Raw genomic sequence first — 15,055 nt, 5'->3', positions numbered from 1 at the left:
TGTATGAAATTTAAAATCAAATTAGTCTTCACAGTTTTGTTTTTGGTTGCGTTATACCAACAAACAATAGCTCAAACGCTAAGTGTTTCAGGTATTGTAAAAGACAAAACCACCAAAGAAACCCTACCAGGTGCTACGGTATCTGTAATAGGAGCATCTACTGCTACAGTAACTGATGCTCAGGGAAATTTTAAAATTTCCGTTCAAAAGGGAGCTACATTGCTAGTAAGCTTTACGGGAATGAATCCTTTTCGTTATCAGGTTAACAATGCCGATGCAATTACTATCGAACTTGAAGGTTCATTAACTGCAATGGATGAAGTAGTAGTTGTAGGTTATGGCGTTCAGAAGATTACTAAAATTTCTGGAGCTATCTCAACTGTAAAGGCAGCTGACATTGAAAAATTAAGACCTGTACGTGCAGAGGATGCTTTGCAAGGTCGTGCTTCAGGGGTTACTGTAATTTCTAATGGTTCTCCAGGCTCTAAGCCAACAGTGCTTATTAGAGGTATTCCTTCATACACTGGGACTGATCCTGTAGTAGTAGTTGATGGATCAATTCAAAGTATGGATGATTTAAATTCAATTAATGCTGCTGATATTGAATCAATAAACGTATTGAAGGATGCAGCTACCACCGCAATTTATGGTGTGAAAGGTGGAAATGGTGTAATTGTAGTTACTACCAAGAGTGGTAGAAAAAATCAACCAACAGAATATGCTTTAAATAGTAATTACGGTGTTCAAGAAGTGCTTAACACAATTGGTGTTTTAAACGCGACTGAATATGCTGCAATTATTAACGAAGGAAGCTTAACTTCTGGTGGTAACTTAATTTTTTCTGATCTCTCTAAATTGGGTGTAGGTACAAACTGGCAAAATGAGATTTTCCATATGGCTGGAATGCAGACGCATACTTTAAATGCTAAGGGTGGCAGCGATAAAATGAGTTATTTTATTTCTGGTGGTTACTTAGGCCAGGATGGTATTGTTGGTGGTGGTGAAAAGTCTTTCTTCAACCGTGCAAATGGTACTGCTAACCTTACTTTCAACTTATCTCCAAAATTGAAATTCTTAGCTAATACTAGCTTTGTGAATATTAAAGGTGCTAATGTTGCCGAAAATGGTATTAATAGCGTTATTTCTAATGCACTAAACTTCGATCCAACCACTCCGATTCTAAATAATGTACCTAATACTTATGGTAAATATGCTGTAAGTACTAATATCTTATCGGAAATATTTAATCCGCTTACTCAATTAGATGATACTCACAATGAGTCTAATACAAATAAATTATACGGTAAATTAGAATTACAGTATGATTTATTAAAGAATTTGAAACTTACTTCTCGCTACGGATACACAAATGTTGATGTTACTGGTAAGTCCTTTACTCCTCTATCTTTTTATGGATCGGGTCACATTAACTCAACTTTAAATGCAGATGGTTCTGCAAAAACTGGTGCTCACAATAACGTTTCGGAATATAAAAATACTTATTTCAACAATACTTTTGAAACATTTGGAAACTACAGCTTAGTATTAAATGAAGACCATACTTTTGATGCGATTCTTGGTTTCTCATTGGCAAAAATAACTGGTAATGCTATAAATGGCTCGAGACAGGATGTTCCTTTTAATTCATGGGAATTTGCAGATATTTCTTCTGCAACAGGTATCGCTCCAACTTCTGGTATTGATGTAGGATCTTTCCAATACGAGAGAAGAAATCTTTCTTACTTCAGCAGAATTAATTACGATTATAAAGATAAGTATTTGGCTTCCTTCTCTGCTCGTAGAGATGGATCTTACGCCTTTGGTGCAAATAATAAGTTTGCTAACTTCTATGCTGGTTCATTAGGCTGGGTTGTATCAAATGAAGACTTCTTTAACTTAGACTTCATTAACTACTTTAAAATTAGAGGTAGTTATGGTATTACTGGAAATGAGAATGTTAATCCGCAATACCAGAAAATCTCAACACTTGTTTATGCATACGGTTTGGGACAAAATTCGGGTTATACTTTTGGTAATAACAATACTTCTATTGGTGCTACTATTGCTTCATTTAAAAATGATGAGCTTGCTTGGGAAAAACAAAAGCAGTTAAATGCTGGTTTTGATATGACTTTCTACAAAAATAAGTTCTCCTTCTCAGCAGATTATTTTGAGAAGAATATCAGTGGTTTATTATTTACCCCATCGCTTTCATTATACCTTGGTACAGCACAATCTCCAACAGCTAATATTGGAACAACAGAAACTTCTGGTTTCGACTTTAGTCTTGGTTTCGCTGATAAAGTAAATCGTAATTTAAATTTTAGCACTAATTTTACTTTTACAACAGCTAAAAACTTAGTAACTGAAACTAATAATGGCTTAATTACTGGTGGAAATTATGGTATTCCTAATCAGAGTGTTACTAGATTTGAAGCTGGCGAAACTCCAGGATACTTTTACGGTTATAAAACAAATGGCCTATTCCAAAATCCAGCTGAAATTGCAGCCTCTGCAAGTCAGCCAGGTGCTAAACCAGGTGATATTCGTTATGCCGATATAAACGGTGATAACAAAATTGATGGAGACGACCGTATTAAAATTGGTGATCCATTCCCTGATTTTACATTAGGCTGGGGACTTTCACTTAACTACAAAAACTTCGATTTAAATAGTTTTGTATATGCTTCAATAGGTAATGATATCTACAGAGCTTACGAACGTAATTTAGCTATGACTAATAAATTCAGAGGTGTATTGGCTAGATGGACTGGTGAAGGAAGTACGAATGATGCTAGAAATCCAAGGTATACATTTACCGATGCTAATAATAATACAAGAGCTTCTGATCGTTATGTTGAGGATGGTTCTTTTATAAAAATTAAGGATTTCCAATTAGGATATACTCTTCCTGCTTCACTATTTAAAAATAAGTCGTTCAGCAAAATCAGAATTTATTCTCAAGTTAAGAATGCCTTCACTTTCACTAAATATTCTGGTTATGATCCTGAAATATCGGGTGGAATTTTTGATACAGGTATCGATAGAGGTTCCTATCCACAAGCCAGAACTTGGTCAATGGGTGTAGATGTTAAATTTTAATCTTAAAAGAGCGTTCAAATGAAAAATTATAAATATTTCATCAGTTTATTCCTAGTTGTAAGCATTGCAACAGGATGTGAAAAGTTTGTTGATTATGATCCTAAAGAGGATTTTCAAATTACAGCAGACACCTACTTAACAAATGAAGATGATTACCAAAAAATGGTTATTGGTACTTATTCTCCATTACAATGGCTATGGGCTAATCCAGTAATTGGTGATATAGCATCAGATAATTCAGTTTCTGGTGGCGAAAATGCTACTGATCAAATTGGTTTTCAGCAAATTGATGATTATCAATCGAATAGTACCAATGCCAATCTTACGGAAGCATGGAGAGCATGTTATGAAGGTATAAATCGTGCTAATTATTTACACGAGAATAAAGACAAATTTAATTTTGTAGGTAAAGATGCTTTATACGGTCAGGTTTATTTCTTAAGAGCATACTATTATTTTGAATTAGTTAGAATGTTTGGCGATGTGCCTTTGTTTGTTGATAAGAGACTTTCGGTTTCTGATTCAAAAAAATATTCAAGGGCACCTAAAGCAGATGTTTATAAGCAAATTGAGCTTGATTTAACAAATGCAATTGCAGTTCTTCCAAATGTGAATGTTGAAAAGGGTAGAGCGACTAAGTTTGCCGCTCAAGCGCTTTTAGGTAAGGTATTGCTATACCAAGGTAAATTTGATGCCGCTGCAACAATGCTTGAAAATGTGGTAAAAGGTCCTTTTAGTCTTGTACCAAACTTTGGCAACATTTTCTTACAGGCTGGCGAGAATGGCCCTGAGTCTGTTTTTGAAATTCAATATTCTAATGCTAGTCCTTTTTATGATTGGTCTAATCCAGGAAGAGGTCAAGGAAATTTAGCAGTTCAGATTTGTGGTATACGTAACCTTACCGGTACAAGTCCGTATTCTTCTGGTTGGAGTACCAATCTACCTACTAAAAACCTTGCTGATGCTTATGCTGCTGGCGATACCAGAAAAGCGGTAACAATATTGGATATCGAAGCTTATAAGACTGCAAATCCTTCCTTTGGTATTACTTATAAAGTTGCACCTTATAAAAATACTGGCTTATACAGTCAGAAGTATATGCCAAGGGTAGGTGAAACTTCCGGACAAGTGGAGCTTAATTATTTAAATAATTTTAGAACAATTCGTTATGCGGATGTATTGCTTATGGCTGCTGAGGCAAATAATAGAGCAACTACACCAAACGACTCAAAGGCTCAAGAATATTTGAATAGAGTTCGTAAACGTGCATTTGGAGATGATCTTCATGATATAAGTGCCACAGGAACAGCTCTTCGTCAAGCAATTTGGGATGAAAGAAGACTAGAGTTGGCTATGGAAGGTGATCGCTTTTTTGATCTTGTAAGAACAGGACAAGCGGCATCAAAAATTACTGGTTTTACTGTAGGTAAAAACGAATTATTCCCTATTCCTCAGCAAGAGGTAGATATTTCAGGATTGAAACAAAATCCAGGATACAACTAAGCACAAATTTAAAATTAAGAATCATGAATTCATTTAAATATATTTTCAGCCTTGCCATTTTAGTGGCAGTATTGGGATCTTGCCAAAAGGAGAATTTTGGTGATACTTCTTTCTTGGAAAGTTCAGAGTCACCAGCTCAAATTTCGGCCTTATTTGATATTACACAAGATAATACAGGTTTAGTTACCATCACTCCAAATGGAGAGGGAGCATCAAGCTTTGATGTCTTTTTTGGTCACGGTACAACAACTCCCGCTAAGGTTGAGGCAGGTAAAAGCGTTCAACGTATTTATCCTGAAGGGGTTTATAATGTAAAAATTATAGGTTACGGTTTAACTGGAAAAGTAACCGAAAAGGTTATTCCACTAACAGTTTCTTTCAAAGCACCGGAAGATTTAAAAGTTGTTGTTGCTCCAGATCCAGCAAACAATTTTAAAATTAATGTTTCTGCTACAGCAAAATATGAAACGGTATTCAAAGTTTATTATGGCGATGTAGATAATGAGGTTCCAAAATCTTTCCTTGAAGGCGAAACCATAAGTCATACTTATGCTAAAGTTGGGTCTTACATCTTAAAAGTTGTGGCTTTGAGTGGTGGTGCAGCAACTACTACTTATACAGACACGATAAATATTGTTAACCCAATTTTATTACCCGTAGACTTTGAGTCTCCAACCCTTGATTATGCTTTCATTAACTTTGATGGTGGTAACTCAACTGTTCTTGATAATCCCCATAAAACAGCTGATAACCCTAGTAATAAAGTATCTAAAATGGTTAAAGGTGCTGGTCAGCCATGGGGTGGTAGTGTATTAAAACTCGGTGGTAATATCGACTTTTCTTCTAATAAAATCTTTAGAATGAAGGTTTATTCTCCGCGTGTTGGTGCAAAAGTTTTATTAAAAGTGGAAAATTCTTCTGATTCAAACAAAGCCTTTGAAAAGGAAGTAACTACAACTGTCGCTAATGAGTGGGTTGATTTAGTATTTGATTATAGTGCTATTAATACTTCAAATACTTACCAGAATTTAGTGCTTATTTTCGATTTAGGTACGGTTGGTAATGGTTCATCAGATTTTACTTTCTACTTTGATGATATCCGCCTAACTAAAAATTTACCAGCTACTTTAAGCCAAATTAAATTACCGGTAAGCTTTGATGATGAAACTGTAAATAATACAGTTACCGATTTCGGTAATAACTCAACAGTAAATGGAACAGACCCTGTAAATGTGACCAATAAAGTAAAGGTAACCACTAAGCCTAATGGTGCCGAAACTTGGGCAGGTACAACTATTGGAACAAGCGATGGTTTTGCTACTAAAATTCCAATTTCATCTAGTGCAACTAAAATGAGTGTTAGAGTGTACTCACCAGCAGCAGGAATACCTGTAAGATTGAAAATTGAAGATAGCAATGATGCTAATAAGTCTGTTGAAACCCAGGTATCAACAACTAAAGCAAACGAATGGGAAACTTTAGTTTTTGATTTCACTAATCATGCTACCGGAACAGCTGCTTTAAATCTTGCATATAATTTTAATAAAGCATCTATCTTCTTCGATTTTGGTAATACTGGATCTGGTAAGGTTTTTTATTGGGATGATGTTCAAATGGTAGCTAGCGATAACGGTGTTTTAGGTCTACCTCTTGATTTTCAATCGCTTACATTAAATTACGACTTCATTAATTTCGATGGTGGTAATTTAACTGTAGCGGATAATCCAGCTGCTGGCGGAATTAATGGTTCTTCAAAGGTTGCTAAGATGGTTAAAGGTGCTGGCCAACCTTGGGGTGGTGCTCTATTAAAGTTACCTAATCCAATTGATTTCTCTGTGAATAAGACATTTACAGTAAAAGTTTATTCTCCACGTGTAGGTGCAAAAATGCTATTGAAAGTTGAAAATAAGTCGGACGCCGCTGTTAACTTCGAAAAGGAAGTTGTAACCACTAAAGCTAATGCTTGGGAGACACTAACTTTCGATTATAGCGCTATCAGTACCGTTGCGCTATACCATAACCTTGTCTTCATATTCGATAATGGAACTCCAGGTGATGGAACAGCCAACTATACGTTCTACTTTGATGATATAACACTCAATTAATCTAAAATTATTGATCATGAAAAATTTTATAAATAAATTTAATATTGTTCTTCTCATTGCATTTTTGAGTGCTAGCTCTTGTACTAAGGAAGAATATTCTTTTGGTGATCTGTCGTCGCCAGCTCAATTAACCCTTCAAACGGCTATTCAGGGAGTAAATGCCTCAAATTTAAATGGTGATGGTACAGGTAAGGTGTCAATAACTCTTGCCTCAAGCAATACAATCAATTATAAGGTTGATTTTGGCGACGGACAAACACAAATTCTTTCGGCCGGTACAAGTGTGTATAAATACAACACTCCTGGCACTAATGATTATACTATTACAGTAAATGCTATTGGAAAGGGTGGTACAACATCAACAATAAGCAAGAAAATCAAAGTGTTTGTAGATTTTAAAATACCGGACAATATCCTTAATGGTTTAACTGGTGGATCATCAAAAATCTGGGTGACAGATAAAGATGCTGATTCACATTTTGGAGTTGGACCTATTTGGTTATTTTATCCAGATTATTATGCAGCTAAAGGTAATGATCGCGATCCTGAATTGTATAATGATGAAATTACATTTACCAAAGACGCAAATGATAACATCAATATGATAGTTGATAATAAGGGATTAACCTTTATTATTAAAGACGCGACAAGTTTTTATGGGTTTTCAGGAGATGATGGCAATTATGCACTAAATACCGGGGGGTCCAAAAAATTAATTTTCATGGATGCAACCTCTGCTAGTACTACAGCAAATTCGACAAGAATTCAATTTACAGTTCCAGGAAATGGAATCATAAATGCTGGTTTTGGTAGTAACACTTATGAGATTTTATCAATTTCTGAAACAAATGTTCACTTGAGAACCATCGGTGCAGATGGTCTTGCTTGGTACCAAAAACTTAAAGTAAAATAACAGAATCATGAAATTCTATAAAACCCTGACAAGCCTATTTTTTGTCTATTTCTTATTCGTAAGTTGTAAAAAAGCTGGTGCTGATAGCGTTGCAGAACTTTTACCCACAAATCTAACGCTTGCTGCGAATGTAAGTGTTGATGGAAGCGGAACGGTTGTATTTACTGCTACAGCTACTAACGCTGTTTCTTATGCTTTCGAATTCGGAAATGGACAGGTAAGAACTGTACCTTCAGGTGTTACCACCTATCAATATACTACAACTGGTAATAATACCTACACGGTTACGGTTACGGCTACTGGAAGCTCTGGCGCTGCCATCACAAAATCAGCGCAAATAACTGTCAATGTTAAAGCTCCAGGCTCCGAATTATTGTGGGCCGATGAGTTTAATGTAGATGGCGCTCCTGATCCTACTAAATGGAAGTATGATATCGGTACAGGCTCCGGTGGTTGGGGAAATCAAGAATTACAATATTATACTAACCGTCCAGAAAATTCAATTGTAAGCAATGGATCTTTAAAAATTACTGCTAAGAAAGAGAATTTTAGTGGCATGGCTTATACTTCTGCACGCTTACTTACTCAAGATAAATTTGCTTTTAAATATGGTAAAATTGAAGTAAAAGCTAAACTTCCAGCAGGTGTTGGTACCTGGCCGGCAGTTTGGATGCTTGGTAATAATATTAAAACAGTAGGTTGGCCTGCATGTGGTGAGATTGATATTGTAGAACATCGCGGTAGTGAACTTAACAAAATTTTTGGTACTCTTCATTATCCTGGTCGTTCAGGTGGAAATCCTAATGGGAGCACAAAAATTATTGCTAATGCTACAACTGAATTTCATATTTATACTGTTGAATGGTATGCAGATGCCATTAGAATTTATGTAGATAATCAGTTATTTCATACGGTAGCCAACTCTGCAAATATTCCATTTAATCATGAGTTCTTCCTTTTAGCAAATGTAGCTATGGGTGGCACTTTTGGTGGTGCTGTTGATCCTAACTTCAATAGTGCAACTATGGAAATTGACTACATCAGAATTTACAAATAACCAATTCAATAATCCTTGAATAAAGCGCCAATTTTGGCGCTTTATTCATTTTTTCTCTTCCCCAAATGAAAAATTTTAACGCCGTGCTACGGCTACTTTTTGCTTTTACTGTTTTGCCACTATTTAGCCTTGCGCAGCCAGCATCAAAAAAGAGTGAAATTGATAAAAAAGTTGAAAAGCTCTTGAAAAAAATGACCCTCGAAGAAAAGGTTGGTCAGATGAATCAATATAATGGCTTTTGGGAAATAACTGGTCCCGCGCCCAAAGAAGGCAATGCTAAATTGAAATATGAGCATCTCAAACAAGGATTGGTAGGCTCAGTTTTGAATGTAAAAGGTGTTGAAAATGTTAGAAAAATCCAAGAAATCGTAGTTAAGGAATCACGTTTAGGAATTCCTCTTCTTTTTGGATTTGATGTAATACACGGTCATAAAACATTATTTCCTATTCCTCTTGCCGAATCAGCAAGCTGGGATCTACAAGCTATTGAAAAGTCGGCTCGTGTTGCAGCTATTGAAGCCTCTGCAGTAGGCATCAACTGGACTTTCGCACCAATGGTGGATATCTCAAGAGATGCTCGCTGGGGTAGAGTAATGGAAGGTGCTGGCGAAGATCCTTTCCTAGGGTCTAAAATTGCTGTAGCGCGTGTTAGGGGCTTCCAGGGCGATGATCTTTCCGCAAACAATACAATCGCTGCAACAGTGAAACATATGGCTGGCTATGGCTTCGCTGAGGCTGGTAGAGATTATAATACAGTAGATGTAGGTACTTCTACGCTTTATAATGTGATATTTCCACCTTTTAAAGCGGCTGTAGATAATGATGTTAAAACAGTGATGAACTCTTTCAATGTGTTAAATGGCATTCCTGCAACAGCCAATAAATTTCTTCAAAGGGATATCTTGAAATCTAAATGGAACTTTGGGGGTTTCATTGTATCCGATTGGGGATCTGGCTTTGAAATGATTGATCATGGCTTCTCCGAAAATTTAGCTCATGTTGCTGAACAATCTGCCAATGCTGGCTCCGATATGGACATGGAATCTTATGCTTATGTTACTCATCTTAAATCTTTAGTTGAATCGGGAAAAGTATCCATGCATGTAATTGATGATGCGGTAAGAAGAATTCTTAAGGTTAAATTTGAGCTAGGACTATTTGATGATCCTTACAGATATTGCAATCCTGAAAGAGAAAAAACGCTCATCTATCACCCCGATCATATCGCAGCGACTCTAGATATGGCAAAAAAATCAATCGTTCTTCTTAAAAATGAAAAACAACTTTTGCCGCTTTCTAAAAACCAAAAGAAAATTGCTGTAATCGGTGCCCTTGCAGATGATAAAAATAGTCCGCTAGGTAATTGGCGCGTTGGTTCTGATGATTTTTCGGCTGTTTCTGTTGTTGAGGGACTAAAAAAATACACTAACGAATTTACTTATGCCAAAGGTGCTGATCTGGTACTAGGGCCAGTGAGCTTTATTGATGAAGTAAAAATCAATAATTCGGATACTAGCGGATTTAAAAATGCTATTGATGCTGCCAGAAATTCTGAGGTTGTTATCATGGTTCTTGGCGAACATGGATTTCAATCAGGCGAAGGTAGAAGCAGAGCAAATTTAGATCTCCCGGGTCTTCAACAACAATTATTAGAAGAAGTTTATAAAGTCAATAAAAACATTGTTCTTGTATTAATGAATGGCCGCCCTCTTATTCTAAATTGGGCAGATAAACATATTCCCGCAATACTTGAAACTTGGCAATTAGGCACGCAATCGGGTAATGCCATTGCAGAAGTGTTGTTTGGTGATTATAATCCTAGTGGTAAATTACCTATGACTTTCCCTCGACACCTTGGTCAATTACCTATCTATTATAATTATTTTAATACCGGACGGCCAGGTCCCAAGCCAGAAGTATTTTGGTCGCATTATACTGATGAGCCTAATCAACCTTTATACCCCTTTGGATATGGCCTAAGTTATAGCCAATTTAAATATTCTGATTTGAAAGTTGACTCAACCAACCCTTCTCAAGTTTTAGTTTCAATTACCATAAAAAACACGGGTAAGTACAGCGGGGAAGAGGTGGCACAACTTTATATTAGAGATAAAATATCTTCTACGGTAAGGCCAGTAAAAGAATTAAAAGGTTTTCAAAAATTGAGTATCGAACCTGGTCAAACAAAGGAACTTCAGTTTATCTTAACCGATAAAGAACTAGGTTTTTATGATGGCGATGGTCAGTTTAGCGTTGAAAATGGTGAATTTGAAGTCATGGTTGGGACAAACTCACAAGACGTGCTAAAAACAACTTTTATAAAAAAGTAAATCCCCAAACAGCATAAAATTAGTATAGTTTCATAAACCCGATTATTAATTTAATCGGGTTTTTTTATTGACTATTATAAAAGCAATAATTTAGTCTAGCAAAATCCTCCCGAATTGGCAATATTAATTTACCTAATAATCCAAAACATAACTAAAGTATTCTTGTTTTTTTAACGGATATTGCATCATGAACAAATATCTAATAGCTTTAAGAATGATTTTCTGCTCCTTTTTTAATGTTTATCTTGACCTACAAGCCACCAATTAATCTTATGAATGCTTATGTAACTTTTGTAACCTTTAATCTATCCAGCTTATAAGACCTTTGTAAGCAAATAAAAAAATTATGGAAATATTAGGTTATATTCTTGCTGTACTTGTAGGTGTTTCACTAGGCTTAATTGGTAGCGGAGGCTCCATTCTTACTGTGCCTATCTTAGTCTATGTTATGGGCGTAAATCCCATCCTAGCAACAGCTTATTCATTATTTATAGTTGGTTCAACTGCTTTAGTTGGAGGCGTGCAAAGTGCGCTGCAAAAACGTGCCGACTTTAAAACTGTATTTATTTTTGGTATCCCATCAATCGCTGCGGTTTACATAACTCGTATGTGGTTAGTGCCTTTGATTCCTTCAGAGCTATTTACCATTGGATCATTAGTCATTACAAAATCAATAGGTATCATGGTGCTTTTTGCAATCGTGATGATTCTAGCTTCTGTGAGCATGATTAAGCCTGGTAAACAAAGTGCTGAACAAGAAGAGGAAAGCATGAAATACAACTACCCAATGATTTTATTAGAGGGTGCTGTAGTTGGTTTACTAACTGGTTTGGTAGGTGCTGGCGGTGGATTTTTAATAATCCCAGCTCTAGTAATTCTTGCGCGTATGCCTATGAAACTAGCTGTTGGTACCTCACTATTTATCATAGCTGCTAAATCTTTAATCGGGTTTATTGGCGATTTACAAGGTGCCCAACTTATTGATTGGACTCTTCTAGGAACCTTTACAGCTCTTGCCGTATTTGGCATATTCATTGGTATTTATCTATCGAAAAAGATTAGTGGCGACAAGCTTAAAAAGTCTTTTGGCTGGTTCGTACTTGTAATGGGTATTTATATTTTTATCAAAGAATTATTCTTCCCAAGTTCAGGAGGAGGTCATTAATATGGAGAACAATTCCAATCTTCTAAATGATAGTACCAAAGTCCTGGGACAAGATTTTTGGAATAATCAATACATTGCTCAAAGTACTGGCTGGGATTTAGGACAAGTGTCGCCACCGCTAAAAGAATATATTGATCAGATCAGCGATAAAAATTTAAAAATATTAATTCCAGGCTGTGGCAATTCTTATGAAGCTGAATATCTTTTAGAACAAGGTTTTAATAATGTTAATCTAATTGATATCGCTCCAGAATTGGTAGATAGATTGAAAACAAAATTTAAATCTAAGCCACAAATAAATATTATTTTAGGTGATTTCTTTGAACATGAGGGTGAATATGATTTGATTCTTGAGCAGACTTTTTTCTGCGCATTAGATCCAATTCTCCGAAAAAATTATGTTCAGAAAATGGCAGATCTCTTAAAAAATGGCGGTAAAATTGCCGGACTACTATTTTCTAGGATTTTTGAAATAGCTGGTCCTCCGTTTGGAGGAACAATAGAAGAATATCAAGAATTATTTAAAGAGAAATTTGATTTCAAAGTTTTTGATTCTTGTTATAATTCATTCGAAAAAAGATCAGGAAATGAGCTGTTTGTGGTTTTGGTGAAATCAAATCTTACTGTTTAGTTTAAATTGTAACCTTTGTTACCGATCTACAGGATTTTAGTCTCCATCTTTGTATAAAGATTTAAAACATTATGGAAAATTTAAATATAAATAACACAATGCCAAGAATTGGAGACTTTGCTCCCGATTTTGAAGCAGTAACAACAACAGGAAATCTGAAATTTTCAGAATTTAATAAAGGAAGTTGGGTAGTCTTTTTTTCTCATCCAGCAGATTTTACACCGGTTTGTACTACAGAAATGAGTGGCTTTGCTCTAGAAAAGGATTTCTTTAATAAGCACAATGCAAAATTAATAGGCTTAAGTATTGATAGTATTCATGCTCACATTGCTTGGGTTAATGCTGTAAATGACAAAACAGGTGTTTTGTTCGAATTCCCAATCATCGCAGATATTGACATGAGTGTTTCAAAGCTTTATGGAATGCTTCAGCCAGGAGAAAGTGAAACTGCAGCAGTAAGAGCGGTGTTTATTATTGATCCTATTGGTAAAGTAAGATTGGTTATGTATTACCCATTAAATGTTGGTCGTAATATGGAGGAAATCAAAAGAACACTAATTGCTCTTCAAGTTTCTGATGAAAATAAAGTGGCAATGCCTTTGAATTGGCAGCCTGGCGACAAAGTTATTGTGCCCGCACCAAAAACAATTGAAGCACTTGCAGAAAGAAAAAATAGCAGTCTAGAAATGGTAGATTGGTATCTCGCTAAAAAAGAATTATAATTAGATATTTAATAACCTTTAAACCCAAAAATTATGTTTTTTCAACACATTTATGATAAGAGTCTTGCACAGGCAAGTTATTTTATCGGCTGCCAAAAAGCTGGTGTAGCTGCAGTAATTGATCCGAAACGTGATGTGGATACTTATTTAGAAATCGCTAAGGCGAATAATATGACCATCACTCATATTTTCGAAACGCATATTCATGCAGATTTCCTTGCAGGTTCTCGTGAGTTAGCTAAATTAACAGGAGCAGAAATGTTCTTGTCTGATGAAGGTGGTGAAGGATGGGAATATGAATTTAAGCATCATGGCTTAAAGGATGGTGATAAAGTGCAGATTGGTAATCTTACCATGGAAGTATTGCATACTCCAGGTCATACGCCAGAAAGTATCAGCTTTTTGCTAACAGATAATCCTGCTTCTAAAGAGCCTGTGATGTTATTTACCGGCGACTTCGTATTCGTAGGTGATATTGGTCGCCCAGATTTATTAGAAAAAGCTGCTGGATTAACTGGTACAATGGATGCTGGTGCAAAGGAAATGTACAAATCAATCAATAAGTTCTCTTCTCTTCCTGATTATATTCAGGTTTGGCCAGGTCATGGTGCAGGTTCTGCATGTGGTAAAGCTCTTGGTGCTGTTCCAAGTACAACCGTTGGTTACGAGAAAGTAAGAAACTGGGCTTTCCAATATGATAATGATGAAAAAGGATTTGTTCAATATCTTTTAGCTGATCAACCTGAACCACCTAAGTATTTTGCAATGATGAAAAGTCTGAATAAGGTTGATCGTCCATTGTTAACTGAAGTACCTACACTTAAAAAATTAAGTGCAGCAGATCTTAAAGATGCTATGGCTAAAGGTATGAAAGTACTTGATGCAAGAGATAAAGTAGAATTTGCAGCAGGATTTATTCCTGGAACAATGAATATTCAAGGTAATAACGCTTTCGCTACTTGGGCGGGATGGTTCTTAAAATATGATGAGCAATTTATCATCTTAGCCGATGAATCTAAATTGGATGATCTGACAAGAAAATTGATGCGTATCGGATTAGATAATATCTATGGTTATGTTCCTTCAACTTCTGTTTGGACTGAAGCTGGTGGCAAATTAGAAAAGGCTAACGTTCTTTCAATTGACGAAGCTAAAAAATTGATGCAAGAGGATGTGCAAATCGTAGATCTAAGAGGTGTAGCTGAATATAATTCAGGACATATCGCTCATGCCGACAATGTGTTTGTAGGTACTCTACCTCAAAATTTGGATAAAATCAGTAAAGATAAGAAAGTACTGATTCACTGTCAGGGTGGTGATAGAGCTGCAATTGGATATTCAATTCTTGTTAAAGAAGGATTTACCAATATCTCAAATTACTCTGGAGGTATCAATGAATGGGTAAATAAAGGCGAACCTTTGGTGTCTTAATTAAAACCCCTCAAACTATAAAAAAGCTGCCAAATTATTTTTGGCGGCTTTTTTTATAGGTAACATTTGTTGCAAAATGAAGCCTTAGTATTAGCG

10 protein-coding genes are annotated in these 15,055 nt (G+C 35.8%); all 10 read left to right on the top strand.

What is annotated here, in order from left to right; genetic code table 11:
- Positions 1-3: 3 nt before the first annotated feature.
- Complete coding sequence (locus QZ136_RS03565; protein WP_291400403.1) at positions 4-3,102, top strand: TonB-dependent receptor; 3,099 nt, start codon at positions 4-6, stop codon at positions 3,100-3,102.
- A gap of 18 nt (positions 3,103-3,120) precedes the next feature.
- A complete protein-coding gene (locus QZ136_RS03560) occupies positions 3,121-4,605 on the top strand; it encodes a RagB/SusD family nutrient uptake outer membrane protein (RefSeq protein WP_291400402.1) in 1,485 nt (494 codons plus the stop codon).
- Positions 4,606-4,628: 23 nt separating this feature from the next.
- Positions 4,629-6,710, top strand: coding sequence for a hypothetical protein (locus QZ136_RS03555; protein WP_291400400.1), 2,082 nt, complete (start codon positions 4,629-4,631; stop codon positions 6,708-6,710).
- 16 nt (positions 6,711-6,726) lie between these two features.
- Positions 6,727-7,623 (top strand): PKD domain-containing protein, encoded by an 897-nt coding sequence (locus QZ136_RS03550; protein WP_291400398.1) that lies wholly within the window; start codon positions 6,727-6,729, stop codon positions 7,621-7,623.
- A 7-nt stretch (positions 7,624-7,630) separates the two neighbouring features.
- On the top strand, positions 7,631-8,680 hold the full coding sequence (locus QZ136_RS03545; RefSeq protein ID WP_291400396.1) for a glycoside hydrolase family 16 protein: 1,050 nt from the start codon (positions 7,631-7,633) through the stop codon (positions 8,678-8,680).
- Between the two features lie 65 nt (positions 8,681-8,745).
- Positions 8,746-11,010 carry a beta-glucosidase BglX gene (gene bglX, locus QZ136_RS03540; protein WP_291400394.1) on the top strand — a complete coding sequence of 755 codons (2,265 nt, stop codon included), beginning with the start codon at positions 8,746-8,748 and terminating at the stop codon, positions 11,008-11,010.
- 346 nt (positions 11,011-11,356) lie between these two features.
- Positions 11,357-12,175 carry a sulfite exporter TauE/SafE family protein gene (locus QZ136_RS03535; RefSeq protein WP_291400392.1) on the top strand — a complete coding sequence of 273 codons (819 nt, stop codon included), beginning with the start codon at positions 11,357-11,359 and terminating at the stop codon, positions 12,173-12,175.
- A gap of 1 nt (position 12,176) precedes the next feature.
- Positions 12,177-12,806, top strand: coding sequence for a methyltransferase domain-containing protein (locus QZ136_RS03530; protein ID WP_291400390.1), 630 nt, complete (start codon positions 12,177-12,179; stop codon positions 12,804-12,806).
- Positions 12,807-12,904: 98 nt separating this feature from the next.
- Positions 12,905-13,528 (top strand): peroxiredoxin, encoded by a 624-nt coding sequence (locus QZ136_RS03525; RefSeq protein WP_291400388.1) that lies wholly within the window; start codon positions 12,905-12,907, stop codon positions 13,526-13,528.
- A 33-nt stretch (positions 13,529-13,561) separates the two neighbouring features.
- Positions 13,562-14,959, top strand: a complete 1,398-nt coding sequence (locus QZ136_RS03520; RefSeq protein ID WP_291400386.1) for an MBL fold metallo-hydrolase — start codon at positions 13,562-13,564, stop codon at positions 14,957-14,959.
- Positions 14,960-15,055: the final 96 nt, after the last annotated feature.

Origin of the sequence: Daejeonella sp. (assembly GCF_017495225.1) — a bacterium.
Lineage (GTDB): Bacteria > Bacteroidota > Bacteroidia > Sphingobacteriales > Sphingobacteriaceae > Daejeonella.
This window is presented reverse-complemented; position numbering and strand designations above follow the sequence as displayed.

Excerpts from the sequence above, each read along its gene's own strand:
- QZ136_RS03565 (WP_291400403.1), top strand. The coding sequence starts at position 4 with ATGAAATTTAAAATCAAATTAGTCTTCACAGTTTTGTTTTTGGTTGCG.
- QZ136_RS03560 (WP_291400402.1), top strand. The coding sequence starts at position 3,121 with ATGAAAAATTATAAATATTTCATCAGTTTATTCCTAGTTGTAAGCATT.
- QZ136_RS03525 (WP_291400388.1), top strand. The coding sequence starts at position 12,905 with ATGCCAAGAATTGGAGACTTTGCTCCCGATTTTGAAGCAGTAACAACA.
- bglX (WP_291400394.1), top strand. The coding sequence starts at position 8,746 with ATGAAAAATTTTAACGCCGTGCTACGGCTACTTTTTGCTTTTACTGTT.
- QZ136_RS03555 (WP_291400400.1), top strand. The coding sequence starts at position 4,629 with ATGAATTCATTTAAATATATTTTCAGCCTTGCCATTTTAGTGGCAGTA.
- QZ136_RS03545 (WP_291400396.1), top strand. The coding sequence starts at position 7,631 with ATGAAATTCTATAAAACCCTGACAAGCCTATTTTTTGTCTATTTCTTA.
- QZ136_RS03535 (WP_291400392.1), top strand. The coding sequence starts at position 11,357 with ATGGAAATATTAGGTTATATTCTTGCTGTACTTGTAGGTGTTTCACTA.
- QZ136_RS03550 (WP_291400398.1), top strand. The coding sequence starts at position 6,727 with ATGAAAAATTTTATAAATAAATTTAATATTGTTCTTCTCATTGCATTT.
- QZ136_RS03530 (WP_291400390.1), top strand. The coding sequence starts at position 12,177 with ATGGAGAACAATTCCAATCTTCTAAATGATAGTACCAAAGTCCTGGGA.
- QZ136_RS03520 (WP_291400386.1), top strand. The coding sequence starts at position 13,562 with ATGTTTTTTCAACACATTTATGATAAGAGTCTTGCACAGGCAAGTTAT.